This window comes from Colwellia sp. SU-HH01172 (genome assembly GCF_057553355.1).
This window is the reverse complement of record NZ_BAAJMB010000001.1, coordinates 118109-142834: the sequence shown is the minus strand read 5'-3', so window position 1 is coordinate 142834 and position 24726 is coordinate 118109. Positions and strand designations below refer to the sequence as shown.

Genomic DNA, 24726 nt, shown 5'->3' with positions numbered 1-24726 from the left:
AACAAGGTAAAGTGAACTATACTGATTCCAAATAGGAACCAATGAGATGAGTATGGATCTTGCTAGCCGATTATTACTGTTACTTGAAGTGTCAGAATTAGGTAGCTTTGCGAAAGTATCAGAGCACAGAAATGTCAACAGGTCTGCCATTTCCAAGCAAATTAGCAAGCTTGAACAAGAGCTTGGCGTACATTTATTAAACAGGACTACGCGTTCATTGTCATTAACCGCCGCGGGTTCTGAAATGATAAACCAAGCAAAGCAGTTGAGATCGTTACTTAATAACTCAAAACGCTTGGCAGAAAACTATCACAGTGAGCCTAGGGGAGAACTCAAAATTTCCAGCTCTACATTGTTTGGTCGTCAATATGTGCAGAAGGCTATTTTGAGGTTTCAACGGCAGTACCCAGATATTCGTATCGAGTTGCTGTTGGAAGATAGGTTGGTCGATTTAGTGGGAGAAGGCTTTGACATAGGGTTTCGTGTTGGCAAACCAAAAGAATCTAACCTAATTTCTAAACAAATTGCCAGAAACAGACTATTAATTGTTGCCGCACCAGCATTTATTGAAAAACATGGAGAACCGAAGACAATCCCAAAGCTAGAAAGTTTGCCAGCTGTAGTGTATTCGGCTCAGGGGTTATTGATTGATAAAGCTAAATATCGTGACAGCGCTGGAAATGAGGCATTTATTCAGCTCAATAGCGCTTATAAGGTTAATGAAGTTGAAATGCTGATCAATACTGCTTTAGCGGGAGAGATGTTCACGATAACGACGGCGCAAATGATTGAGAATGAAGTGTTAGAGGGTAAACTTGTGCCTATTATGACCCACATTAATTTGGCGGACTACGGAACATTTTATGCCGTGTATCCTCATCGAAATTCCCCGTTGAAAACCAAATTATTTATTGAAACTCTTAAAGAAGTGGTGGGTGATAAGGTACCTATTTGGGAGACTAAAATTCCAGGGTTTAATAAAATGTATGGTAACGAAGCTTGAAGTAATTATCAGAATAACTTGATAATTTTATTTTCTCAGAAGCTAAATTTTCAAATGGATGTTTAGCCAGAAAAGTTACTGTTAGCCTTTGAATGCCTAGGTAACTCCGAACCGAAAGCTGTCGTTAGCTAAGTGTATAAGGATAGTGAACAGTTTGTATTTTAAGCAATATCATTGGCGTTTCTATCTAAAGAGCTCAAAGTACCAGATGAATACGAGCAGATAACATGTGTATATTTGCAACAAATTTAATTCGCTTATTACTAAGAAGTCTCAGCAATGCAAAACATAAGCTGAAAGACAATAAGTCACTAAAAATAAATAGATAAGTATCAACAAAGTGAAGTGTAATTGGTGAGAATTCTCACTAGTTACGAGCTTTTCCCCATGGAATTACCTCAATGTTAATTTAACAAATTGAATTTATTGTAATGTCTGCTAACTTATTGAATATCGAGGTAGACGTTATTACTGAGACGTCTACATAATAAGTTGTTAGGTTCATAAAGGAGGATGAGCAATATGACAGATAGATTAAATAAGGATGAATTGAATAGTGATTTGGTTGCAAAATATCTTGCAAAGCAAATAGCAGAAACAGATTCTGAAAATAGGCTAATTAAAAAAGTTAGTGCATATACTGCTTTGATTGCTGCATTTGCTACCCTTCTAGGGGCCGCAACTTCTGTTATTTCAGCTAACAGTGCTAACAATACAGCAGAAGGTATGCGAGAGCTTCTTGACGCTAAGAAAAGTTCGGAATTTAGAATTGCACGCCGTGAGGAAAACACTGCGTTACTAAATTTACATTGTAAACCTATGCTTATTGTTGAGGCCGATTCTATTTGGGAAACTTACAAAAGTTGTATAACCAGAGAGACAGGGTTGCAAAGCTTTGATTGGGGAACAGCAAAAATTTCAGACAAAGCTCGGCTAATATGCGGGCAAGAATCAAAATCTTGTGATAAACAAAGCTTACTAGCCAATTAAGCGGGACAAAAAACAGTTTGCTGTTTTTTCAAACCTCAATATTTTCGCAAACAATTTTTTGCCCACTGTTAGGGCGTTATGTTAAGGGAGCCACCAATGACAAAGTTTGAAGGCACGACATTATTTCTTTCTATAATTGCAATCCTTATAAGCCTATCTAGCGCAGTATATACTGGCTTTCTAAGTGAGAAATTATCTAGTAGTGATTACAAAGCGAAGGAAAATGTAAAAGCAGATACAGCGAAGTTATTGTCTGCCTTGAGAAGTCTGATGCATAAAGGCGCACTTTCATCTCAAACAAAAGATGAAGTAGACATTACACATGAAAAAAATGCTATTTCTGAGTTTACTCTAAGCCAAACAGGGCTTGCATACTACGCCTGGGTTGATGAAAAAAGCTCTGAAGCAAATGAAGAAGGAAGGGAAGGGGAGTCTTGGAGGGTATTTTTTCTATATCTTGCTGATCTTTCAAACGCCAACCATGCTTATTCGGCAGCTAAACGAGCAGCCGATGTTGAAATTTTGTTTGATCAATTGACAGAAGAGGACATTAGTAGAATATCTGAATTTAACTCAGACTTGATTACCGCTATTGCAAATAATTCAAAAAATCGAGATGGTAACATAGTAATTAAAGCATTCTTTAATATACAGTCAGATTTGCAGGAAGAAAGATCAAGCGGTGTTATTGAGGCGAAACTGCGCTATCTTAAAAGCATCGGAATAGAAGACCCTAATATAGATCTGTTTCTAGTTATTATGGATGGCGATGACAATGTTGATGCCGCAAAGTCTGCGATTGACGCGGGTGCTGATGTTAATATAACTGACAGAGAAATACTTAATAAATATAAGGAGGAACTAGAAGGTTTTGACCCTATTATCAACAGGTAACAAGTCATTCAAAAAGACAAAAAGTAGTTGGTTTATTCTCCTTTGTCGCTTATTTTAACCAACTATTTTTAGTCTCTTAATGAGGTGTTACAAGTAATCTCTAATTGTGAGGAAAATCAACTATGAAGTGTTCCGTTTATATTGCAACAAGTGCCGATGGCTATATAGCAACACTTGATGGTAGTGTTGAGTGGTTGCATAGCGCAGGAAATCCCGAAGCGGATATGAGTAATAACCCTGATATGGGGTTTAATGATTTTATCGTCTCAATTGACTGTATGATCATGGGGCGCAAGTGTATGGATGCCATTTCTAGTTTCAACTTAACTCCTGAGCAATGGCCATATGGCAACGCCAAGATCTATGTGTTAAGTAATTCAGTAACAGAGCCACCTGAAAATTTACGTGGCAAAGTTGAAATGTATTCTGGTGATATAACAAAGCTAATCAGCCAACTTGAAAATAACGGTTATAAGCATGCTTATGTTGATGGTGGCACAACAATTACGGCTTTTATCAACCTACAACTTATCAATGAAATGACAATTACCAAAGCGCCAATCATTTTGGGTAATGGCATTCCCCTTTTTGGTGAAATCAATAATAGTATTAAGTTAGCAAATTCAGAGGCTATCGCATTTTCAAATGACTTTATTCAAGAGAAGTACACTGTAAATTACTTATAACAAGCTATGCAAATGGGACTTTTTACCGTTGGTTAATTTAAATAAATTCCAGGATTTGTGCTTTTCAGGCTAAGTTTGCTATCGATTTTGAGAACATCACCAATGCTCAAAGCTGCAACGCAACTTTGAGCATTTGCGTGATATGCTTGATATCAAAACGATGTAATAAGCTGTTTAAGTTAACCCTTTATTCAATCGCTGCCCATGGGCTCTTGCGGCGCTGAGGAGGGTGAGGGAGTGTTATACCAATCCCACAATTTCTCTATAATTTTAATAATTAAGTAAACAACAGTGACCACAACCGCAACCATCACCATGGCTTTTATCGCGATTGTTAGCACTTTAGCAATCAAGACTAAAACCACAATCACCACCCAACCTTCAGGACCAAAAATAACCATAAGTCCAATTATCAGCGCGACTACTAGAAGTAATACGATTAAAAATATGACGATTTTCCAAACCCATTTGGTAAATTCGCATATTTTTTCAATAATGCCGCTACCAGAAAGGAATGCTGTAGTCGGGTCTTCTAAGCCTTGCCGCATAAAAGCCAAATCGTCCAAAAGGCCACTGTTTTGCACCATATTGTCTAACGTGGCGGTTATATTTTTGCTGATACCACTTTGATTTAAAATGGTAATGGCTCCTTGAAAGGCTTCTAGACTTTTTGATGCTTCACCTAATAAAAGATTGGTTCCCTTAATCAAGGTGCTGGCTTCTGCATTTATTGCAGAGGAGCTCAGCGGTTGAAAATATGGAGAAGAAGCGCCAAGGCGGTTGGCCATTAAACCAAAAACATCGCGGGTGCCTGAAATAAATCTATCCAAATCTCCGGTGGCTTTACAGGAGTCTATCGCATCTACTATTACTTCGTAGGAAGTGCTACCTGCAGGTGTTTCAATGCTAAGGTCACATTTACCTGTATCCCAATCATAGCTGTCTTTAGTGGGGGTTACCGGTGCCACAATGCAGACCACGAGTGAATTTTCGGTTACCATTGACACCGGCAATCGCATACCACCGAGCCGGACGATATTTCGCGAAGCAACTGTGTCAAAGCCTTTACCCCAAACGGTCACTATCATCCCCATTTTTAAGCTTTTTAATTGCTGACCCTTTTTCGGGCAGCAAAAGTCTTGCCCGGGCGGGGTTGTCGTTATTTCCGTAATTTCAGGCGTAGTGTGGGGAACGCAGCAATTGTCTTTAACTGTGCTCATGTTAGCTATTTTATGCGCAGAGCCGAGCATTCGAGTATGAAATAAAGAACTGGTTATTGGAGCGTTTAGATCTAATTTTACACCTAGGCTATCAAGGGCTGCTTTGCCGATTGGAGAATCAAGTTTTTTTCTTATCTCAGGATGCTCTAAAACTTCTTTGATTGGAGCAAAAAGAGATTCAGGTGCATAGCCAACACCATTGGAAAATGCATCGTTAAGAGTATTGCGGGCCGGTTTGTAGTCCACGGCTAAATGAAACAAACTTTCAATAGTTGGATCCTTTTGAGTTGTCATATTAATATCCTAATTATCAATAGTGAATGTTTGCTTAACACAAAATTAAGGCGTGGGATGCGTCAGCAGTATGACAATTTACAGAAACTAAATTGGCGGTAGATATTGCAAAAAAGGAAAAAACTACACAGCTTTCTTTATCTATTTAACTTAGTAAATCAACTGTAATGTTTAGGATGAGATTAGCTGAAAATGGCTAAATGGCAAATTTTCACCGGCATTTGCAGAACGCCAAAATAATGGTTCTGTAAAGTCATTTGAATAGGGCTAACGCGGTTAAGTAGGTTTTGATTTACATCTTACTATAGCAAGCTTAGCTCTTATCTGGTTTGCGGTGATTAACATTTTTTATCAGCAATAAAATATTAGCGATTAATCAAAACAACCCTTACTTAATGACGTCGAAATACATTAAAATAATGCTCACTTGTACTATCTAGATCGATAAAGCGTATTGCGCTTTTTACGATATTCAAACAGCTATAAAATACTAGGAAAAATAACTCATGCGCATTGCCGTTACTCAGTTTGCTACATCTTTAAATTCTCAAGAAAATCTAGCAACTTGTATTCGCATGATAGACGAGGCCTCAGTGTGTGAGCCTACGCTAATCGTTCTGCCTGAATATTGTAATACTTTGCCTTGGTACGTTGACCATAATCAGGCCTGGGAAAATGCCTTAGCTGAAAACGGTTGCTTTTTACAAGGCATCGCGGAGCAGGCGAAAAAGTATCATTGCTACATTGTGCTCGGTGTGACATTAAGACGAGATCTTATCCGTGACCACCAAGACGGCCAAATTAAATCTAACATTAGTGTCACTTCATGTTTATTTTCACCACAAGGTGAGCTTATACAACAAGTAGATAAACAAACCTTGATCGGGCATGAAAATGACTTTTTTACTCGTGCCTGTGAAAAGTCTGATGTCGCAACAACTCCTTTGGCTAAGCTTGGCTTATTAATTGGAGGTGACATAATTACCTTTGATGCTGCACGTGAGCACGCCTTAGCAGGTGCACAATTATTGTGCCATTCAACCAGTTCGTTCGCATTAGATCAAAGCCATTTAAATGGCCCAACCCGAGCATGCGAAAACAAAATATTTTTCGCTTCAGCCAATAAAGTTGGTGCGCTTGTTCCGCAGCAACAAAATTCAGTTATTGCATCACCTAGTTTGATTGCTGAAGAACATCTTGTCGGAATGGGTCACAGCCAAATAGTTTCCCCGAACGGTAAAGTGCTAGCGAGAATGGCTAATAATGATGAAGGTTTTGTTTTTGCAGATATTAACTTGGCTGAATCTACTCATAAATTGCGAGCTGATGGCACTGATATTATTGAGCAGCGTCGCCCTGAGCTTTATTTGCAGAAAGCTGTAACGACAATACAATTAGCCAATGCTGAATTAGATAACAGCGTGCCAGAAACTGCCAATGTCGCGATATTTGCAACGTATAAGTCTAATGAACAGGCCATAGAAGATGTTTGTCATTATATTGAAAATAATCTTAGCGATATTATTCAATTACCTGAATTATTCTTTCTTTCGGATAAAACACTCACCCAAAATGCGCAGCAATTAGTTGCAATAGAAAGTTTGTGCGAGCAGTTGGTTAGCCAAATTAGTGCTATGTTAAGACCATTTCAATATGTTTGCACAAGTTTAATACTTGAAGGTGTACATCAAGCGGTATTGATCAGTGAAAATGGTATATTGGCAAGGCAACAGCAATTGCACTTTTGTCAACGGTATCAATGGACTGCGCTAGGTAATGAGATCAATATTGTTGAACTAGCATTAGAGCAAGGCAATATTAAACTGGCTATGTTAACCGCCGACGATGCCAATGTTCCTGAATTAGTTAATGTCGTGGCTGCAAATGGTATTCAGTTAATGTTAGTGCCGTTTGATATTCAAGAGCCGTGTGAAGTTGAATATAGCTTGTTGTCACGCGCTGCTGAAAATAGAATTTGTATTGTTGCCGCGACTCGTGAGAAAAGTTTTGCTAATGATTTATCTTTTGCTAATCGTAATGACAATAATAAAAATAAAGTAAAATCTCATAAATCCACTGGCTTGATCGCCAATTTAAATAAAAATTTCGATTTGCTAAATCCTTGGGGAACAAGAAAGTTGGATGACTACATCAATAAACCTCTGGTTAAAAATCAACACGGAAAAATCACTAAAGCCTTGGTTTACCCAATTGCGGCATGCAATAAATATTTTGCTGACTAAAAAGCCGCGTCGTTGAGTTGAACGTTACACTAATAGATATTTAGGCAATTAAAGAAAGCATCCAAGTAACACTCTTTTTTTGACGTTTGATAACGCTCTTTTTATTTGAACCATTTTTTGCAATTCAATACGCTTGAATAACCGGCATCGGATTGTCTAGTGCCGGTATTTTTCTGGTAATAAAAAACCTTTAGGATTTTCACGTTAGGCTGTTTACTTACTCCGCGCATACGATGCTCTGCGTTATGGTCGATAATTTCCAGCTTCAATTTCTTCTATTATTTTCTCGGCCAGTTCATCTAATTTGCTTTTACGTAACCGATTTTGATTGGCAAATTTATCTAAGCCTTGATCAGATATATTTGAATACTCAGGTGAAAATAACTGTAGTACTTTCATCCAAATATAGGCGTTTTCATATTGTTTAAGCTTAAGATAAGAGCCCGAAATAGATTGCATTATTTCAACACTAAATTCGATATTACGCAGCGGATATGTCAGTGAGTTCATAAAAAATCGAACAGATTTTCGTACGTTTGATTTTTGGTAAATCGTGCCTAATAAATATTGCCCGCCCATAGATTTCATACTGTCGCTGGTTTCCAATGCAATCAGTTTGGCTTTTGCCTCCATATTGTTATAACGATTCCATTGAATATACAGAAAACCAGGGTAATCAGAGTGTTTTGTTTGTTCGGTAATTTCAGATACTTTTTGGTTCGCAAGTCGCAAATTTCTTAAGCGTTTGTCTTTTGTTTCTTTGTTCTTGATGTAATGCACGTCCAAAAATGGTTCGATACAGTGTGCATAATTTTCGTAAGCGAGTAATAAGTAGTATAACGGACGCTCTTTTTCTGATTGCTTTGCCAAACTATTTTGTGCAATTAAATGTTTGTGCTCTTTCAGGCAATAGTTGTCAGGCGTTAGCTCTATACATATTTTCGACTTAGCATCGCATTGCCCGGTATCTGACTGAGCAGTGCTTTCTTCATTTGAACATGCAAAAAGTAGGCATGCGAGTAATGTTATTACTATTCTCATTTTTCTCATCCAAATTGAGCTGCTTCTATCATGAAAATCACCAGAAGTGCTGGTTATCATTACGGTATTAATTCAATTGCTAGTCTTTAGTGGTATTAGTTTATAAACCGCTATTGATAACATTAGGTTAGCAATGTCGCTTTATTAATATAGGTTAATTTCAGTTTAAAGTGGTAAAAGCTTCGCTAAAAACCCTGCACTAGATCAAAGTCCCAAATAATAATGTCTGTAAAATCTTTCTTAACATAAGCCCTGTTACGCATAATGTTTTCAAGTTGTTGAAAGGGCACCTATGCCATTTAGAGAGATTTTATGCTGTATTTATATTTAGGTTATATTTTTGCCCAGTCATATGCGGTTACCGAAAAGCTCGTTACGGAAAGTATTTCACCAATTGCGATGTTTTTCTCAATTGTCGTTTTTATTATTTGGTCAACATTTCCGGTGGCAGGGTATTTATTTGGTAGGGCATTTAAAGCCAAAGGTAACTTGAATAATAAAGCGCTATTGGCGAGTGGTTTTGCTTTAGGTTTTGTCGAAAATATTTTATTTCACTTCAACATTTTACCGTACGGCTCGGAAAGCGCAGGGACATTTATCGTATTTGGTTTATCGTTTGGCTTGGCATTTGTTTACATAGCTAAGCCGTTGCAGTTGGTTCGCCAGTAGTTTTTATTTTGTTAGTTTAATTAGGTGTTGGTTTAATTGTGTGGGCAAGGACGTTTGCTATGCCTAAGTTACCCCCTCTTATATCTAAAAACCGCTTTAGGCTCAGGACTACCGTTCAATTTCATTTATTGAGCGCTCACTTTGAGCCTAAAATTGACATCAAGTATTAATTATAGTTGCTAAAAAAATAGACTAAGAAGTATCTACACAATACCCATAGATACAACGAAAGCATCAGCCTCATAAAACCGACCAGTTCAGCAAAGCCGTTACACATAATTATATTAATTTAATTAACTTAATTCACAAAAGGGTCACTAAACTTCTTGTCAGTTAAAAGTGATTCATCAGATAGTGTTTTTAAGAAACTAACTAGTGCGGATTTTTCCTCTTCACTAAAGTTATAACTAACTGGAGAGCCTTCTTGCCTTTCACGAAGTATGCGAGATAACGTAGGATGATCTTGAATACCTGTACTGTAGTGTTCTACAACTTCTTCTAATGTGGCAAAACGGCCATCATGCATATAAGGAGTACTCTCAAAAATATTGATCAGCGTAGGTATTTTGAATTTGCCTTCATGGTTTGGATCGCCTGTAGTTTCAAACACACCTAAGTCATCACCTGACTCAGCGTTTATACCGTTATTGCTTGCACTGGTGAGTGCTTCGTCAATAAAGGGTCCGACAAAGGCTTCTGTGGTGTGACAACCTGCACAAGGGGGAATGTCTCCTCGAAAATTCATGAATAAACTTTTCCCTAAGTTTTCTTCATCTGTAAATCCCACAAATGGTTCAAAGGGAGAATTAACTGCTTCTCGATGACGAGCGTATTTTGAGTCAACACTTACCATAGATCTAATAAATTGTGCCATTGCAAGGCTTATACGATCAACGGTTATCATCTCATCACCAAATGCAGCTTGAAATAAAGCAGGATAGTAATCTAGATTTGAAACTTTTTCTTCTAATTCTGATAAAGTTAATCCCATTTCAATTGGGTCTTGAATAGGCATTAATACCTGTTGCTCTAATGTATCGGCTCGTTCGTCCCAGAAAAACTTACCACTATCATAAAATCGAGCATTAGCCAAAGTCATTGAATGCCGCCTAGTAAACTCTCCTTCAAACCCTTCACTAAATTTACGATCATCTGTAAACCCTAAAGACTGCTTGTGGCAAGATCCGCAAGAAATACTATTATTTGCACTTAATTGAGTTTCATAAAACAACACTCTACCTAAAGTAGCCTCGGCATTAGTAACAGGATTATGCAGAGGAGTATTATCTATGCTGCTAGCAGATACTTGAAAGCCAAACTCTTCTGGAAAGAAGTTATTCAATAAATGCTCAGGTAACTCGATATCTGCGTAATTAAAGTATTCATTTGGTAAATTGGGCATTCTGCTAACTTGAGGTTCCCATTTTTCGGGGTCGTTAGGAAACGCATCCGAGTTGTCACCAACGCCATCGCCATCTGTGTCTGTCGTTTCTGTTGGATCGTTAGGAAAGGCATCCGAGTTATCACCAACGCCATCGCCATCTGTGTCTGTCGTTTCTGTTGGATCACTAGGAAACGCATCCGAGTTATCGCCAACGCCATCGTCATCTGTGTCTGTCGTTTCTGTTGGATCGCTAGGAAATGCATCTGAGATATCACCAACACCATCGCCATCTGTGTCAATAACTATAGGTGCACTATCACTTTCAGAGTCATCGTTTCCATTGGAGCCGCCACAAGCTGATAAAGTTACTAATAAAAAAGCAATATAAATATGTTGCATACCATCTCGATAAATTTTTTTACTTGTCAACCAGCATAAATGAATTTAAGTAAAGTATCGTAAAGGTAATGCAAAGAAAGGTAAGTTGCTTCAAAAACTCAAATACGTTCTAGTAATTTTGGTTCTAAATTTATACAACTAATGACCGCTTTGGTGGCAAAGCGGACTATATATTAAGTAAAGTTTGTGCCTAAATTAGGATCGCTTTACAAGATTAGTAACCGTTGCAGAACACCAAAATTACATTTTCTGTCACAGTGCCCATTTTACTGCGCTCTAAACTTACTATTGCCTTTTGCTTAAACCAGCACGCCGTGCTTAATTTCTTGTTGGGTTTGTTCAACCACATCGGCCAGTATATTAATAATTTTATGTACGCTACTGGGCAGTTGGTCAACATCAACGGCGTCGATTAGGTTTTTCACTTCTAAACCTAGTTCGGTATCGCCTTCAATGTGCAAGCGGCGCTGGAAAAATAAGGTGTCTGGGTCTTGTTTGCGGCCAGCAATTAGTAACAAATAATCACCTGAAGCACAAAAGCTTACATCTTCTTCAATGGCTAGCTGTGGCGCTGCCATAATAAGTTGGTCTTGATCAAAGCTTAACCACCAATGTAGATCAATATCGGTAATAGATATTTTTAGCCATTTGTCGGTTAAAAATTCAAAATCACCATCTTCAATTGCTTCTTTAAATACTGAATGTAGCGCGGGCAGCAGCAGCTTTTTTTGTGCGCTAAACGGCACTAAGCGCAGGCTAGGTTTTAGTATTTTAGGCAGTAACGAAAGTGCGCGACTTCGCACACTAAACGGTAAGTTTTGTAAGTTAACTCGTTCAGTAATTTGATTAATCAAGGTAAATTCCACTCGCTAAAGAGTGACTTATATCAACCCGTCACCACTTTAGGTTTTACTCATTTAAATTATGAGCAATAGGTTAGCACGCAGATGTCCATGCTTTTATGAAACAGATCAAGTTAACAAGTAAATATGTACTTGAAGTAATATCGGTATAGTTAATTTATATCAAATAATCTCTGACTGAACCTAGGTACACTCCCAACAAAATAAATTTTGGTTTGGATAATATGGAACTTTTGTGTCCTGCGGGTAATTTACCTGCGCTAAAAACAGCGATTGATAACGGTGCTGATGCGGTTTATATCGGTATGAAAGATGATACCAATGCGCGTCATTTTGCGGGTCTTAACTTTAATGATGGCAAGTTGGCTAAAGGTGCAGATTATGTGCACGACCATGGTAAAAAACTTCATGTTGCCATTAATACTTTTGCTCACCCTGACGGTGAACAGCGCTGGCGTAAAGCGGTTGATAATGCCGTAGCTATTGGCACTGATGCCTTAATTATTGCTGATTTGGGCGTGCTTGATTACGCCGCGACTAAATACCCTGATGTTGAGCGCCATGTGTCAGTGCAAGCGTCAACAACCAACTTAGAAGCAATAAAGTTTTTCAAAAACAACTTTGACGTTGAACGTGTGGTTTTGCCACGGGTATTGTCAGTACAACAAGTTCGTCAATTAGCCAAAACCAGCCCAGTAAAGTTAGAAGTATTTGCCTTTGGTAGCTTGTGTATTATGTCAGAAGGACGTTGTTATTTGTCTTCTTACATGACAGGTGAATCGCCAAATACGGCGGGTGCCTGTTCTCCAGCTAAATATGTTCGTTGGCAAGAAACGGATAAAGGCTTAGAAAGCCGTTTAAATAACGTGCTGATTGATCGCTACCAAAGTGATGAAAACGCCGGTTATCCAACCTTATGTAAAGGCCGCTTTGAAGTGGATGACAATGTTTATCATGCCTTAGAAGAGCCAACCAGTTTAAACACCTTAGAGCTTATTCCTGAGTTAGTAAAAATGGGCATTGCTTCAGTGAAAATTGAAGGACGTCAGCGCAGCCCCGCTTATGTTGAACAGGTAGCGAAAACGTGGCGCATGGCGTTAGACCGTTTTGCCGAAAACCCAGACGCTTATGATGTTGAACAGGCTTGGATGAATACCTTATCAAACCTTTCTGAAGGTAGCCAAACCACGTTGGGCGCATATCACCGTAAATGGCAATAAATATTAATAGTTGGAAATGAATATGAAATTTTCTCTTGGTCCTAGTTTGTTTTTTTGGCCAAAAAACGATGTTGAAGCTTATTATCAGCAAGCATTAAATAGCAAAGCCGATATTATTTATTTAGGTGAAACGGTTTGTTCTAAGCGTCGTGAATTGCGAGCAAAAGACTGGATTAATCTTGCCAAAGAACTTAACAGTAATAGCGATAAACAAATTGTGTTATCGACTATGGCGCTGTTGGAATCGCCAGCGGAAATTCAAACCATGCGCCGATTATGCGGCAATGGTGAACTGCTTATTGAAGCGAATGATTTAAGTGCCGTGCAAATGATGCACGAGCTAAATTTACCTTTTGTCGCAGGCCCAGCAATTAACTGCTACAACATCGCGACCTTAAAAGTATTGCTTCGACAAGGCATGAGCCGCTGGGTAATGCCAGTAGAAGTTTCTGGTGATTGGCTGAAAACTTTGCTGCAACAAGCAGAGGAAGAGAATATTCGAGACCAGTTCGAATGCGAAGTATTTTCTTGGGGCTATATGCCGCTTGCTTATTCAGCGCGTTGCTTTACCGCTCGTTCGGAAGATAGACCAAAAGACGATTGTAAATATTGCTGCATTAAATACCCAGAAGGGCGAAAAATGAATAGCCGAGAAGGTGAGCGCATGTTCATTTTAAACGGCATTCAAACCATGTCAGGTTACCAATATAACTTAGTTAACGAAGTGCCAGAAATGGCAAACATTGGCGTTGATATTGCCCGTATTAGCGCTGATAACGACAAAGCATTTACCATGCTTGACCGCTTTGCTAATCAGCTCGTTAACCCTGAAAAATACCCGCTTGACGGCGTGGAAGAATGTAATGGCTACTGGCATAAAATTGCTGGCATGTCAGTCGCGTAAACCACCATACAGATACAAAGCTGCCAATAATATGATGTTAATTGGTATGAATGAGAACATAAAAGGTTATTAATATGGTCCAGTTAAATGCTGATGAATTCAACCAAGAACATTTTTTACGTGAATATTGGCAGAAAAAACCTGTGGTTATCCGCCAAGGCTTTAAACATTTTCAAGACCCAATTAGCGCTGATGAAATTGCCGGGCTCGCCTGTGCAGAAGAAGTTGAATCTCGCTTAGTTTATAAAAAAGGTGAACAATGGCAGGCAGAATTTGGCCCATTTGAATCTTACGAGCACTTAGGTGATAAAAACTGGTCGCTGGTTGTGCAAGCTCTCGATAACTGGTCAGAAGAAGCGGCACAAATGATAGAACCATTTCGTTTTCTTCCGCATTGGCGCTTAGATGACTTAATGGTCAGTTTTGCAACCCCTGGCGGTGGTGTAGGGCCACATATTGATTGGTACGACGTATTTATCTGCCAAGGCTCAGGTAAACGTAACTGGCGTGTTGGTGATAAAGGCCAACATCGTGAGTTTGCAGCACACGCCGCACTTTTACATGTTGAACCTTTCGAAGCCATTATTGATGTTGAGTTGGAGTCAGGTGATATTTTATATATTCCACCAGGTTTCCCGCATGAAGGTATAACTTTGGAAACAAGTTTAAGTTTTTCAGTGGGCTTTCGCACTAATTCAGCGGTGAGTTTACTCAGTGGTTTTGCCGATCATTTAATTGATAACGAGCAAGGTGGTCAACTAATTACCGACCCAGAACGGCAAGCGACTGCACACAGCGGCGCAATTGATTCGAATGATTTTGCAAAAATAAAACAGCAGTTAACATCGTTAACCGACAATGATGAAATGCTGCGTGACTTTATTGGCGCTTTTTACACTCAAGCTAAACACGAATTAGACTTGCAGCCTGATCTTGATTTAATTGCCGATGACGATATTAAAGTCGCCATTGCCGAGCATAATTTAATGCGTTTAGGTGGCGTGAAAGCCTTTTACTTTCCTGAAACGTTAACGGAAGGTATTTGCTACATTGATGGCAATAAAGTTGAGTTTTCGCCTGCTATTGCCAATATCGTTCAGCTAATGTGTGATCAGGTTGTCATTACGCAAGAGCAATTACAACCGTGGATTAACAGCAGCGATTTTATCGCTTTTGTTTCAGAACAGCTAAGCGCAGGCTACTGGTATTTTGCCTGCTGATAGTTTGGGTATAATCTTGCTAAAATAATTTAAATGGCGATAATAGCGTCGCCTTTATTTTATTACCCTGTTAGCGACATCATTTCTTATGCGACTCGATAAATTTATTTGTAAAAGTACCGAACTTACCCGCTCAGAAGCCAAAAAAGTGCTCAAAATGGGTAAAGTGCGAGTCAATGATGAAGTCATTAAAGACCCTCGCACACAGGTGCATGAAAATAATTCTATTACTATTGAAGGGCAACAATTAACGGCTCGCAGTTCTCGATATATTTTACTGCATAAACCCGTCGATACTATCTGTTCAAATGTTGATGAAATGTACCCATCTTTACTGCATTTAATTGATGTTGATAGAGTGTTTGATATGCACATTGCTGGGCGTTTAGATGCTGATACCACAGGCCTAGTATTGGTTACCGATGATGGCCGTTGGTCGCACAATATTATTTCGCCGAAAAAACAGTGTGAAAAAGTTTATCGTGTTTGGCTACGTAACCCACTAAAGGACGATACTGAGCAGAAGTTTATTGAAGGCGTACAACTGCAAGGTGAAGACGGTTTAACCCGTCCGGCTAAGCTCGAAAAAATTGATGAACAAGAAGTACTGTTAACCATAACTGAAGGTAAATACCATCAAGTTAAACGCATGTTCGCTGCTGTTGGTAACAAGGTTGTTGGTTTGCATCGTGAACAAATTGGGCCTATAAAGCTGGCCGACATACCGTTAGGCGAGTGGCGTTATTTAACGCAAAGCGAAGTTGAGGCGTTTTTATAGTCCTTGCTGTTAACTAAGATTTTATTTCGCTGATTTATTATCTACATTGGCTTTTACAGCTAAAGTTTGTGTGTGAGTTAATAGCTCAGTATTACCTATTTTTCCATGGCCAGGCAGTACTCGTTTAACTGTCGGGTAGTTATTGATGAGCTTCTGCATTGAATGTGGCCACTTTTCGATATCAGCATCACCGGTATAACCTAAACTTTTACTGTTTAAGCTTTTAACAAAGCAACCTCCAAACAGAAATTTATGCTCAGGTAACCAAACCACGATATTATCACTTGAATGGCCAGGGCCGGGATAAAAAACCTCAATTGCACCTTCTGCAACGGTTTGCTTTTCCGCTTTATTATCGCTGGACAATAAGTGATATTTAGCTGCTTGTTTACTATCAGCTGTTAGTAATTGGTTAGTTGCCTCGCTGGCATAAGTATCAATGGCTATGTTATTCAGATACGAAATACCACCCGCTCGATCGTCATGAAAGTGCGTGGAAATGCTGCTTTTTAGTGTAAATCCTTGACTAGCAATCCAAGCTACTAAGGCCTTTGTGTCAGCATCTGTCCACGGGGTATCAATAATATAAGCATTCTTCCCTTGAACAACAATTAAACCGTTGGCAGGCACCATGCCATAATTCTCAACTTCCTTATATGAAACATGCTGAAAAACGTTAGTCGCTATCGGAGTTATCGTGAGTTGAGTTTTTTGCTGAGCAGTATTTGCTGAATTATTGGCATTGGCACAGTTTGAAGAAAGCAATAAAGGAACGATTAAGCAAAATGCGAATATTTGGCTGAACGTTTTGTTGAGCATGGGAGTTTTCCAAGTAAAGGTTATTCAATAGCCAAGGGGCTTTTGATCTTTCATTTTTGTCTCTGCTATAGACTAATTTTAAAGGTAACAAGACGAAAGACGTGCAATGTAGTTGTTCTACTTTAACGTTTTTCAACGAAGTTAGCTTGAAAGTTAGTCATAGCTCCTCGAGTTGCCTTGATAGTCATTTTTTCAAGAGCAACAGAGTTATAAACTGAAAGATCAACAGACCCTGCAAGAGGCTAATTTCTTGTCGAGAATATTATCAAAGTATTTTGTTTTTGAGTGAAAAATCAGCAAAAAATAATTAAACTTTTTATTACAACTGCCGATTTAATGAACAGTGAATCACTATTTTAAGCATTTGAAAGAGAAAAATTAATGGACGTTTTAGCTGAATTATTGCCACCTAGTTATACTGCGAAAGCTGAGCCATCAGCAAGAGATAGTCGTCGGCACCAGCAGCAAGAAAAAAAACAGCAGAATGAGCCCGAGCCGGAGTTGAAGTCGGACCAAGAAACGATAAAAATTACTGCGAACCCTTTACCTGAAACTGAGCGTCGTAATGGCGAAGACCGTCGTCAACAGCGAATGAATAGAGGACGCTGGTTAGAATCTCGTGCCCGCAATGATCGCCGGGCAAAAGAGTCTGCAATTTTCGTTAAAGTTTAAAAAACATATTACATTAAAGGCGCGATAAAATTAGCTAAATTACCAAGGTTCTCATTATTATTCTATCCTGTGATCTGGTTAAAATTGTACTTTGCTAGAATGGAGGAAAATGTTCCATTGCCTTTTAACTTCCTAATGGCTTTAGTTATTTTTTTGAATTCATGCTCTGTCACCGCGGGCGAAAATACACAATGAATATTGTTATTGTTGAGTGGAACTATGCTATCGAAAGGTGTTAGATTAAAAAACGCCGCCTCCGCTTTGGCACTAACAAATGCATCACTTTTACCTTTTCGGTAGGCCAAATAGCTTTGCTCAGCACTTAAGTTTCTAATGACCTTAGTTGAAGGTGACTGTGTTTTACTTTCCAGTTCAGGGTAAACATAGCCTAAAGTTAATCCAAGTGTCAGGCTTTTGTTTGCTTCAAATTGCTCGAGAGATTTGATGTTTAATCGGTTAATTAATACGTCTGGGTTATGGTAAATAGGTTCGCTCCAGCGTAATTTATTAGAACTATACCAATTTGGATTTGCCACACAGTTCATATCAACTAAGTCGCTGACTAATGCCTGTTCTAAACGCTTACGCGGAATGGGTAACATTTCAATTTTAGCATCTATCTCAGCCGCAATTGCGTGGGTTATATCAAATAAAATTCCACTTATTGGTCTATTATCGAGATCAAAAAATAATTGTGGTGGAATATTCTGCAAGTAATATGACGAGGTTAAAATACGGTGTTTTGCCTGTGCAGCAAATATGGGTAATAACAATGCGCTAGCCAATATTAGGCATTTACAGAAATTTATTAAAATTTTCATTAATAATACAACATCTTAAATCATTATTAGTGCATCTATTCTATCAATATAGCTGGTGCGCATTTGTACAAAATTGTAACAGAAATGTTACTGGGATCTCGGGCTTGTGCTTAGTGTGGTTTAATTACCGGCAGATATTTGTATTTAGTTAAAACCTTTTCTATTTCTCCTGATGCTTTTAAAATATCAATGGCATTATTTATCCGCTTCACTGTCACTTCATTCATGCTAGGGGCAAACACACAATGTATATTGTTGTCGTTTAAGACAATGACCGAGTCTTCAATTTCCTTGTTAAAGTATGATGCTTCAACGGATGCACTAATAAAGCCTGCTACTCTATTTTTTCGATACTTTTTAAAACTTTCGTCAGGAGAAACGCTGGTTACTTGTATTATATTTTTATTTTTAACGTGAGTAACTATTTCAGGGTAGATATAGCCCAGGGTTGTGCCTATTTTCAAATTGTCATAGTTTGATAGCTCAGTTATTGATGTCATGCTTTTTCGATTGATTAAAATATCAGGGTTCTTATAAAGTACATGGCTCCAGCGTAAGCTTTCAAGTGTATACCACTTAGGGTTCGAGACGCAGTGCATATCAATGATATTTTTAACTAACGATTGGGTAATGCGCTTACGTGGAATAGGCAATAATTCAAGTTTTACGCCTAATTGCTTGGCAATAGCGTGCGTTATATCGTAAAGAATGCCACTTGTCGGTCGGCCGTTATCATCAAAAAATAATTGCGGCGCGATATTTTGTCGATAATAGGATGTACGAAGGTATTGCTGATTTGCATAAGAAAAATCAGCAAACAATAGCAATATAATTACTACGATACTATTAAGTTTAATCACTAGTTAATACCTTCGTATAATTCTAGAAGTGCTGTATTATTTTTTAGGGTTCAGCTCATTATACTTTGCCATTTGTTCGTCAGTGGCGGGCAGTTGGTGTTTCTCTTTCCACTCACTATAAGGCATGCCGTAAACTTGCTCACGAGCAGTATCAATATCGACATCGACACCAAGTTTTTCTGCTTCAACAACGGTCCATTTTGAAAAGCAATTACGACAAAAACCCGCTAAATTCATTAATTCAATATTCTGTACGTCTTTACGACTATCTAAATGTGCTAATAAACGACGAAATACCGCCGCTTGAATTTCAATTTCTTTATCCATAATATCCTCTAAATATGGTTAACTTTTACCTAAAAAAATGTTTTATTTATCTTGCTCAGGTTTTGGTTTTTTGTAAGGTCTAATTTGCACGATCATGCCCATGTAGGGATGATCGAAATAATGCACTTCACCACTAATTACGCGCCGATCTTGCTTAAAACGGATGGCTTTAGCTTGCACAGGTGCTTTCGATACGACATTGCTATTTATTGCACTTGTTGGTGCGCCACCGGCTAATTGTGCTGTGGCAAGTTCCGCTAAATTTTTATCCAAAATATTAAAGTCGGCAGTAATAAATAAGTAATGCTTTAAATGAACATTAAAGAAGCCATTAAGAAACCAATCTTGTACGGGAGGGATTGGTACGGCTTGCTCTTCAACTACCAACCTTGTCTTAATGTCGGTTTCTAACGATAAGTCATCACTTTCAATAGCGCTAAGTAATTGCTCAGTGTCTTCGGTAACCGTTGATATTTGCTCAACTATTCGAGCAATACGTGCCTGTTTAGCTTGCGCTAGCAATAGACCTTGGTTATCGAGCATTGGCTTGTCAGCAGGTGAGAGTTCAGCAGAATTCTCTTGGTTATCGTCATAGGTAAGGGCAGCATGTAGTTTATTCTGCTGTGCTTGGTACTTTGCCACTTGCTTTTGATAGTCAGCGGCGAAATTATCGCCGGCGTAAACTTTCACTGGGATCGATTGTTTTTTAGGCCGAGCAACTTGACGCCAGCCCATGTGCAATAACGGTCGGAAATTTTTGCTGTATCTTAGGTCTGTTATAATGTCACCAAGCTTTAATGATTCTTTACTGAGTAAATGTGTGCTGTTATTGTCAATATTTTCAGGGGCATTGATTAATAAAGGCATTTTGTCGACAGTAAAGCCATTGTAAGCAAAGCTCGCATCGTTGGCTTTGAGTTCTGCAAAATGTACTTCGTCAATTCGACAGAGTATTATAGGTGAGCGGCGTTGTGCTGATGTTGGCGCAACTTTTGCTGTGTAGTTAAAAGTTAAACGGTTAAACTCTTCATCGGCAGCAACTACTAAAGCTTGTATCTCAGCACGCTTTTCATCGGAAAGCTCAGTCGTCAATGGCGTTGCTAATGAGTTATTAGCGGCATTGTTATTTTGCGAAGCCAAGGTCTCTGTTGCTGTTTCTCCTGTTGAAGTACCATCGCTAAAACTATTTGTCGTACTAAATTCATTTAGTGCTGATGATTCAGCGACAAGCGGCGGCATTTGAGCTATTTCCGCTAGCGATTTTTCAGAGAATAGCGCTGGTAGCTTAGCATTTTGAGTCACTAAGTCAGGCTTGTATTGTGGTGAGTCACAGCTTGGTAATAACTGTTTTAAACTAGCAATATCAGGATTTAAATAGCGCGCAAGTAAATCAGTGCTGCGGCGATATTTCGGTAACTCACTGCTATCAGGAAAGCTTTCTTTTAATTGGCTTTTATCGCCTAATTGACTAAATAGAATGACTTCAACGTCGAACCATCGGTCGTTACTTTTATTAGAGGCTGCGTTAACCGATAACGGTAACAGGGCAGTGATGGCACAAAGTAAAAATTGCTTAAATTTCATTCAAGTTCCAGTTGTTAGTATCCGTTATCGGCGATGATAATGGCGATGTTACCATCGGATAATAGCAAAAGTTGATCAATACTTAAATTATCAATCATTTACCTTTTGCCATAGGTTTTTCTTATTTTGACGACCAGTTAGCTGTCTGCTCGTAAATGGTTCGCGAGTTCATTGAGCATGGTTGTTATTAAAACAAAGCGTGTTTTTGCATCTTCACTTGCTTGTTTAAATTTAAGCTTACTGCCACCCTCCATTTTATAAATTTTAGGTTGCTGCTGAATCAAGGTCATGATGAACATAGGATCAACTTTGGTGTCGCTACTAAATTCAATTGTACCGCCGGCAGGCCCTGCATCAATGCGTGAAATGCCAATTTTTTCTGCTTTTAGTTTAAGTTTAGCAATGTGGACTAAGTTCTTTGCCGGTTGTGGTAGTAAACCAAACCGATCGATTAACTCAACTTGCATATCGTCTAAGGCTTGTTTGGTTTTGCAGCTGGCAATTCGTTTGTATAAACTTAAGCGTAGGCTGACATCGAAAATGTAGTCATCAGGAAGTAGTGCAGGTACGCGTAAATCAACTTCCGTTTGCGTTTTCATCACTTGCTCAAGTGATAATTGTTTACCGTCTTTAAGTGCTGCAACGGCGGCGTCAAGCATTTCCATATAAAGGCTAAAGCCGACTTGGCTCATAGAGCCACTTTGATCTTCACCTAATAACTCGCCAGCACCACGAATTTCTAAATCGTGAGTGGCTAGAGTGAAACCAGCACCTAAATCTTCCAGTGAGGCTATCGCTTCAAGACGTTTTTTGGCATCTTTGGTCATGCGCTTTTCGTGTGGCGTTAGTAAGTAGGCGTAGGCTTGATGATGCGAGCGACCGACACGCCCACGTAGCTGATGCAATTGTGCCAAGCCTAAACGATCAGCACGATCCATAATAATGGTGTTGGCACTTGGTACATCGATGCCGGTTTCAATAATGGTGGTACAAACCAGTACATTGTAGCGTTGGTGGTAAAAGTCACTCATGATGCGCTCAAGCTCACGCTCGCGCATTTGCCCGTGGGCGGTGATAATTTTTGCTTCTGGCAATAATGCTTGAATATCGGCGGCGGTTTTATCTATGGTATCGACATTGTTATGTAAGAAATAGACCTGACCACCACGCAGTATTTCACGCAATATTGATTCTCGGATCAGCGGCTCATCGCGTTCTCTGACAAAGGTTTTTACCGCTAAGCGCTTGGCAGGAGGTGTGGCAATAATCGATAAATCGCGCATACCACCCATGGCCATATTTAAAGTACGTGGGATAGGTGTTGCGGTTAAGGTGAGAATATCGACATTTGAGCGCAGTTGTTTGATTTTTTCTTTTTGCTTAACACCGAAGCGATGTTCTTCATCAACCACCAATAAACCCAAATCTTTATATTTAATAGTATTTTGCAATAATTTATGGGTACCAATCAAAATATCAATTTGTCCAGATTCAACATCTTTAATGACTTGATTTTGTTCTTTAGTAGTTTTAAATCGCGACAGTACTTCAATACTGATCGGCCAATTGGCAAAACGATCGCGGAAGTTTTCGTAGTGTTGTTGTGCTAATAGTGTCGTTGGTACTAATATCGCCACTTGTTTACCGTCGTTGACTGCAACAAATGCTGCTCGCATTGCCACTTCAGTTTTACCAAAACCAACATCACCACAGACAAGTCGGTCCATGGCTTGTGGCGACAACATATCGCTGAGCACGGCATTTATGGCTTGTTCTTGATCTAAGGTTTCCTCAAAGCCAAAGCTGTCGGCAAAAGCGCGGTAATCACTTTTGTCACGTTTAAATGTGTGGCCATGATTACTGGCACGTTTGGCATATATATCGAGAAGTTCAGCAGCAACGTCACGAACTTTTTCTGCGGCCTTTTGTTTCGCCTTACTCCAAGTATCGTTACCGAGTTTATGTAGTGGTGCATGTTCTGCGTCAGTGCCGGAATAGCGGCTAATTAAATGTAATGACGCAACCGGAACATAGAGCTTAGCTTCACTGGCATAGTTTAACACCAAAAACTCTGTGGTTATGCCGCCGTTTTCTATGGTTTGTAATCCCATATAGCGGCCAATCCCATGTTCGATATGAACAACGGGCTGACCTATGCTCAATTCCGCTAAGTTTTTAAATATTGCGTCGTTTTGAATATCTTGTTGTTTGTTGCGACGACGCGTTTGGCGAACAATATCTCCTAATAGCTCGGCTTCGGTCACTAAGGCAATGGCATTTTTCTTTGCGCTGCCTTTTGCTTGAAAAATAAAGCCAGCACTTAAGGCATTGACTGTTATACCAAGTGTACTGTCACTGTTGACAAAATCTTCGATACTATCGAAATTAGCAGGCGTGATATTGTTACGATGCAGTAATTCTAAAACACTTTCCCGACGACCTTGACTCTCAGCAACAAATAACAATTTTGCTGGTGTTTCTTTGCTGGCTATAAAGTTATTTAATAGCTCGAATGGCTGCTTTAATTTATGATCTATGGTTAAGTCAGGTAAGGGTTTTACATCAAACTGTACCTGCGAGGTTTTAACTTCTTCATCAAGCTCAGTTGGTTTTAAGTTGATGCGGTCAAAGGGCTTTAATGCGCTGTATAATTCTTCAACATTGAGAAATAATTGTTGAGGCGGCAATAGTGGACGGGTCGGATCATAACGTCGGTCTTCATAACGGTATTCAATGTCGGTCCAATAATGAGCGACTGCTTTATCGATATCACCACTAACAATAACTAAGGTATTTTCTGACAGATAATCGCATAAGGTATTTGATTGCTGGAAAAATAGCGGTAAATAATACTCGATGCCTGCGGGCATAATGCCACTACTGACTTGATGGTAAATGGATTCTTTGTCTATGGTACTAGTAAATTGTTCGCGGTACTGGCTGCGAAATAAGTTAATACCGTCGCTATCGGTTGGAAACTCATGAGCAGGTAATAAATCAATACCGTTTACTTTCTCACTTGAGCGTTGATTTTCTGGATCAAATAAACGAATTTCATCAATTTCATCATCAAAAAAGTCTAAACGAAATGGGGTTTTGCTACCCATAGGAAATAAATCAAGAATTGCACCGCGGGCAGAAAATTCACCGTGTTCCATGACTTGGTCAACATTACGATAACCACTTGCTTCTAGCTCTTGTCGTAATTGATGTAAGTCCTTTTTATCGCCTTTTTGAATAATTAGGCTATTCGCTTCTAAATATTGTTTTGGCGCTAAGCGTTGCATCAGCGTAGTTACTGGCACAATAACGATGCCTTTTTTCATACGCGATAATTGGTACAAAGTGGCTAAACGCTGAGAAATAATGTCTTGATGCGGAGAAAAGGTATCGTAAGGTAAGGTTTCCCAGTCAGGAAATAGGCAAATAGATAACTGCTGTTGTTGATTTAAGCTCGTTAGTTCTTGCTCTATACGTAATGCTGATGGCGTGTCATGAGTTAATAATAGAATCGGTTGTTCAGCCGATAAGGCACCGTGAAAAATGGCCAAGCTGGCACTACTGCCGGGTAGGTTTTGCCAAACTTTTTTATCAGCATTTTTACCACGACTTTTTGCTAAAACAGGATTGAATAGATTAACGTTTTTGCTCATGACTGCTCTTATATATTTCTTGGAAATTTGATCACTGTGTCGGAAAATAGCGTCGCGTGTACAGTATAATTTGCGCGTATCTTAGCATGAGTTTTCATGAAGTTTTAGCGGCTAAATGTATTCTCAATTCTTTCGATAGATATTTCACGACTAATTAGTTGTGACAACTAAAGATATCACTA

21 protein-coding genes are annotated in these 24726 nt (G+C 39.0%); 11 read left to right on the top strand and 10 right to left on the bottom strand.

Annotation, left to right across the window (positions count from 1 at the left end):
* Nucleotides 1-52 precede the first annotated feature (52 nt).
* The 4 genes from AC27JP_RS00680 to AC27JP_RS00665 all read left to right on the top strand — a co-directional run bounded on the left by AC27JP_RS00680 (nt 53) and on the right by AC27JP_RS00665 (nt 3573).
* Nucleotides 53-1003, top strand: coding sequence for a LysR family transcriptional regulator (locus AC27JP_RS00680; RefSeq protein ID WP_487113398.1), 951 nt, complete (start codon nt 53-55; stop codon nt 1001-1003).
* A gap of 522 nt (nt 1004-1525) precedes the next feature.
* Nucleotides 1526-1993, top strand: a complete 468-nt coding sequence (locus tag AC27JP_RS00675) for a hypothetical protein (protein ID WP_487111526.1) — start codon at nt 1526-1528, stop codon at nt 1991-1993.
* Between the two features lie 96 nt (nt 1994-2089).
* Nucleotides 2090-2887, top strand: coding sequence for a hypothetical protein (locus AC27JP_RS00670; RefSeq protein WP_487111525.1), 798 nt, complete (start codon nt 2090-2092; stop codon nt 2885-2887).
* A 122-nt stretch (nt 2888-3009) separates the two neighbouring features.
* Nucleotides 3010-3573, top strand: coding sequence for a dihydrofolate reductase family protein (locus tag AC27JP_RS00665; RefSeq protein WP_487111524.1), 564 nt, complete (start codon nt 3010-3012; stop codon nt 3571-3573).
* A gap of 191 nt (nt 3574-3764) precedes the next feature.
* On the opposite strand, the gene AC27JP_RS00660 is transcribed toward AC27JP_RS00665, so the two are convergent.
* The gene (locus AC27JP_RS00660; RefSeq protein ID WP_487111523.1) at nt 3765-5087 is read right to left on the bottom strand and encodes a hypothetical protein; all 1323 of its coding nucleotides are present in this window, start codon (nt 5085-5087) and stop codon (nt 3765-3767) included.
* Between the two features lie 506 nt (nt 5088-5593).
* Between AC27JP_RS00660 and AC27JP_RS00655 the strand changes: the two genes are divergently transcribed.
* The gene (locus AC27JP_RS00655) at nt 5594-7330 is read left to right on the top strand and encodes a nitrilase-related carbon-nitrogen hydrolase (RefSeq protein ID WP_487111522.1); all 1737 of its coding nucleotides are present in this window, start codon (nt 5594-5596) and stop codon (nt 7328-7330) included.
* 243 nt (nt 7331-7573) lie between these two features.
* Here AC27JP_RS00655 and AC27JP_RS00650 read toward each other — a convergent pair whose 3' ends face one another.
* Complete coding sequence (locus AC27JP_RS00650; protein WP_487111521.1) at nt 7574-8371, bottom strand: DUF2989 domain-containing protein; 798 nt, start codon at nt 8369-8371, stop codon at nt 7574-7576.
* Nucleotides 8372-8683: 312 nt separating this feature from the next.
* Here AC27JP_RS00650 and AC27JP_RS00645 point away from each other — a divergent pair, with 312 nt between their 5' ends.
* The gene (locus tag AC27JP_RS00645; RefSeq protein ID WP_487111520.1) at nt 8684-9040 is read left to right on the top strand and encodes a hypothetical protein; all 357 of its coding nucleotides are present in this window, start codon (nt 8684-8686) and stop codon (nt 9038-9040) included.
* 298 nt (nt 9041-9338) lie between these two features.
* Here the strand turns inward: AC27JP_RS00645 and AC27JP_RS00640 are convergent, their stop codons facing one another.
* Both AC27JP_RS00640 and ubiT read right to left on the bottom strand, forming a co-directional pair.
* Nucleotides 9339-10823 (bottom strand): cytochrome c peroxidase, encoded by a 1485-nt coding sequence (locus AC27JP_RS00640; protein ID WP_487111519.1) that lies wholly within the window; start codon nt 10821-10823, stop codon nt 9339-9341.
* 299 nt (nt 10824-11122) lie between these two features.
* Nucleotides 11123-11677 carry a ubiquinone anaerobic biosynthesis accessory factor UbiT gene (ubiT, locus tag AC27JP_RS00635; protein ID WP_487111518.1) on the bottom strand — a complete coding sequence of 185 codons (555 nt, stop codon included), beginning with the start codon at nt 11675-11677 and terminating at the stop codon, nt 11123-11125.
* A 233-nt stretch (nt 11678-11910) separates the two neighbouring features.
* Here ubiT and ubiU point away from each other — a divergent pair, with 233 nt between their 5' ends.
* The 4 genes from ubiU to AC27JP_RS00615 all read left to right on the top strand — a co-directional run bounded on the left by ubiU (nt 11911) and on the right by AC27JP_RS00615 (nt 15808).
* Entirely contained in the window at nt 11911-12906 is a 996-nt protein-coding gene (gene ubiU / locus AC27JP_RS00630) for a ubiquinone anaerobic biosynthesis protein UbiU (RefSeq protein ID WP_487111517.1), read from the top strand.
* Between the two features lie 22 nt (nt 12907-12928).
* The gene (locus tag AC27JP_RS00625) at nt 12929-13810 is read left to right on the top strand and encodes a U32 family peptidase (protein ID WP_487111515.1); all 882 of its coding nucleotides are present in this window, start codon (nt 12929-12931) and stop codon (nt 13808-13810) included.
* A 74-nt stretch (nt 13811-13884) separates the two neighbouring features.
* Nucleotides 13885-15030 (top strand): JmjC domain-containing protein, encoded by a 1146-nt coding sequence (locus tag AC27JP_RS00620; RefSeq protein WP_487111514.1) that lies wholly within the window; start codon nt 13885-13887, stop codon nt 15028-15030.
* Nucleotides 15031-15118: 88 nt separating this feature from the next.
* On the top strand, nt 15119-15808 hold the full coding sequence (locus AC27JP_RS00615; protein ID WP_487111513.1) for a pseudouridine synthase: 690 nt from the start codon (nt 15119-15121) through the stop codon (nt 15806-15808).
* Nucleotides 15809-15829: 21 nt separating this feature from the next.
* On the opposite strand, the gene bla is transcribed toward AC27JP_RS00615, so the two are convergent.
* Complete coding sequence (gene bla / locus AC27JP_RS00610) at nt 15830-16627, bottom strand: subclass B1 metallo-beta-lactamase (protein ID WP_487111512.1); 798 nt, start codon at nt 16625-16627, stop codon at nt 15830-15832.
* A gap of 381 nt (nt 16628-17008) precedes the next feature.
* Between bla and AC27JP_RS00605 the strand changes: the two genes are divergently transcribed.
* The gene (locus AC27JP_RS00605) at nt 17009-17299 is read left to right on the top strand and encodes a hypothetical protein (protein WP_487111511.1); all 291 of its coding nucleotides are present in this window, start codon (nt 17009-17011) and stop codon (nt 17297-17299) included.
* Nucleotides 17300-17361: 62 nt separating this feature from the next.
* On the opposite strand, the gene AC27JP_RS00600 is transcribed toward AC27JP_RS00605, so the two are convergent.
* The 5 genes from AC27JP_RS00600 to mfd all read right to left on the bottom strand — a co-directional run bounded on the left by AC27JP_RS00600 (nt 17362) and on the right by mfd (nt 24544).
* The gene (locus AC27JP_RS00600; protein WP_487111509.1) at nt 17362-18072 is read right to left on the bottom strand and encodes a substrate-binding periplasmic protein; all 711 of its coding nucleotides are present in this window, start codon (nt 18070-18072) and stop codon (nt 17362-17364) included.
* Nucleotides 18073-18230: 158 nt separating this feature from the next.
* The gene (locus AC27JP_RS00595) at nt 18231-18980 is read right to left on the bottom strand and encodes a substrate-binding periplasmic protein (protein WP_487111508.1); all 750 of its coding nucleotides are present in this window, start codon (nt 18978-18980) and stop codon (nt 18231-18233) included.
* A gap of 36 nt (nt 18981-19016) precedes the next feature.
* Nucleotides 19017-19307 carry a DUF1244 domain-containing protein gene (locus AC27JP_RS00590; RefSeq protein ID WP_487111507.1) on the bottom strand — a complete coding sequence of 97 codons (291 nt, stop codon included), beginning with the start codon at nt 19305-19307 and terminating at the stop codon, nt 19017-19019.
* Between the two features lie 42 nt (nt 19308-19349).
* Nucleotides 19350-20891, bottom strand: a complete 1542-nt coding sequence (locus tag AC27JP_RS00585; protein WP_487111506.1) for a CsiV family protein — start codon at nt 20889-20891, stop codon at nt 19350-19352.
* A gap of 137 nt (nt 20892-21028) precedes the next feature.
* The gene (gene mfd, locus AC27JP_RS00580) at nt 21029-24544 is read right to left on the bottom strand and encodes a transcription-repair coupling factor (RefSeq protein ID WP_487111504.1); all 3516 of its coding nucleotides are present in this window, start codon (nt 24542-24544) and stop codon (nt 21029-21031) included.
* Nucleotides 24545-24726 lie beyond the last annotated feature (182 nt).

Coding starts and splice junctions, on each gene's coding strand:
- AC27JP_RS00680 (WP_487113398.1), top strand. CDS start 53: ATGGATCTTGCTAGCCGATTATTACTGTTACTTGAAGTGTCAGAATTA.
- AC27JP_RS00675 (WP_487111526.1), top strand. CDS start 1,526: ATGACAGATAGATTAAATAAGGATGAATTGAATAGTGATTTGGTTGCA.
- AC27JP_RS00670 (WP_487111525.1), top strand. CDS start 2,090: ATGACAAAGTTTGAAGGCACGACATTATTTCTTTCTATAATTGCAATC.
- AC27JP_RS00665 (WP_487111524.1), top strand. CDS start 3,010: ATGAAGTGTTCCGTTTATATTGCAACAAGTGCCGATGGCTATATAGCA.
- AC27JP_RS00660 (WP_487111523.1), bottom strand. CDS start 5,087: ATGACAACTCAAAAGGATCCAACTATTGAAAGTTTGTTTCATTTAGCC.
- AC27JP_RS00655 (WP_487111522.1), top strand. CDS start 5,594: ATGCGCATTGCCGTTACTCAGTTTGCTACATCTTTAAATTCTCAAGAA.
- AC27JP_RS00650 (WP_487111521.1), bottom strand. CDS start 8,371: ATGAGAATAGTAATAACATTACTCGCATGCCTACTTTTTGCATGTTCA.
- AC27JP_RS00645 (WP_487111520.1), top strand. CDS start 8,684: ATGCTGTATTTATATTTAGGTTATATTTTTGCCCAGTCATATGCGGTT.
- AC27JP_RS00640 (WP_487111519.1), bottom strand. CDS start 10,823: ATGCAACATATTTATATTGCTTTTTTATTAGTAACTTTATCAGCTTGT.
- ubiU (WP_487111517.1), top strand. CDS start 11,911: ATGGAACTTTTGTGTCCTGCGGGTAATTTACCTGCGCTAAAAACAGCG.
- AC27JP_RS00625 (WP_487111515.1), top strand. CDS start 12,929: ATGAAATTTTCTCTTGGTCCTAGTTTGTTTTTTTGGCCAAAAAACGAT.
- AC27JP_RS00620 (WP_487111514.1), top strand. CDS start 13,885: ATGGTCCAGTTAAATGCTGATGAATTCAACCAAGAACATTTTTTACGT.
- AC27JP_RS00615 (WP_487111513.1), top strand. CDS start 15,119: ATGCGACTCGATAAATTTATTTGTAAAAGTACCGAACTTACCCGCTCA.
- bla (WP_487111512.1), bottom strand. CDS start 16,627: ATGCTCAACAAAACGTTCAGCCAAATATTCGCATTTTGCTTAATCGTT.
- AC27JP_RS00605 (WP_487111511.1), top strand. CDS start 17,009: ATGGACGTTTTAGCTGAATTATTGCCACCTAGTTATACTGCGAAAGCT.
- AC27JP_RS00590 (WP_487111507.1), bottom strand. CDS start 19,307: ATGGATAAAGAAATTGAAATTCAAGCGGCGGTATTTCGTCGTTTATTA.
- AC27JP_RS00585 (WP_487111506.1), bottom strand. CDS start 20,891: ATGAAATTTAAGCAATTTTTACTTTGTGCCATCACTGCCCTGTTACCG.
- mfd (WP_487111504.1), bottom strand. CDS start 24,544: ATGAGCAAAAACGTTAATCTATTCAATCCTGTTTTAGCAAAAAGTCGT.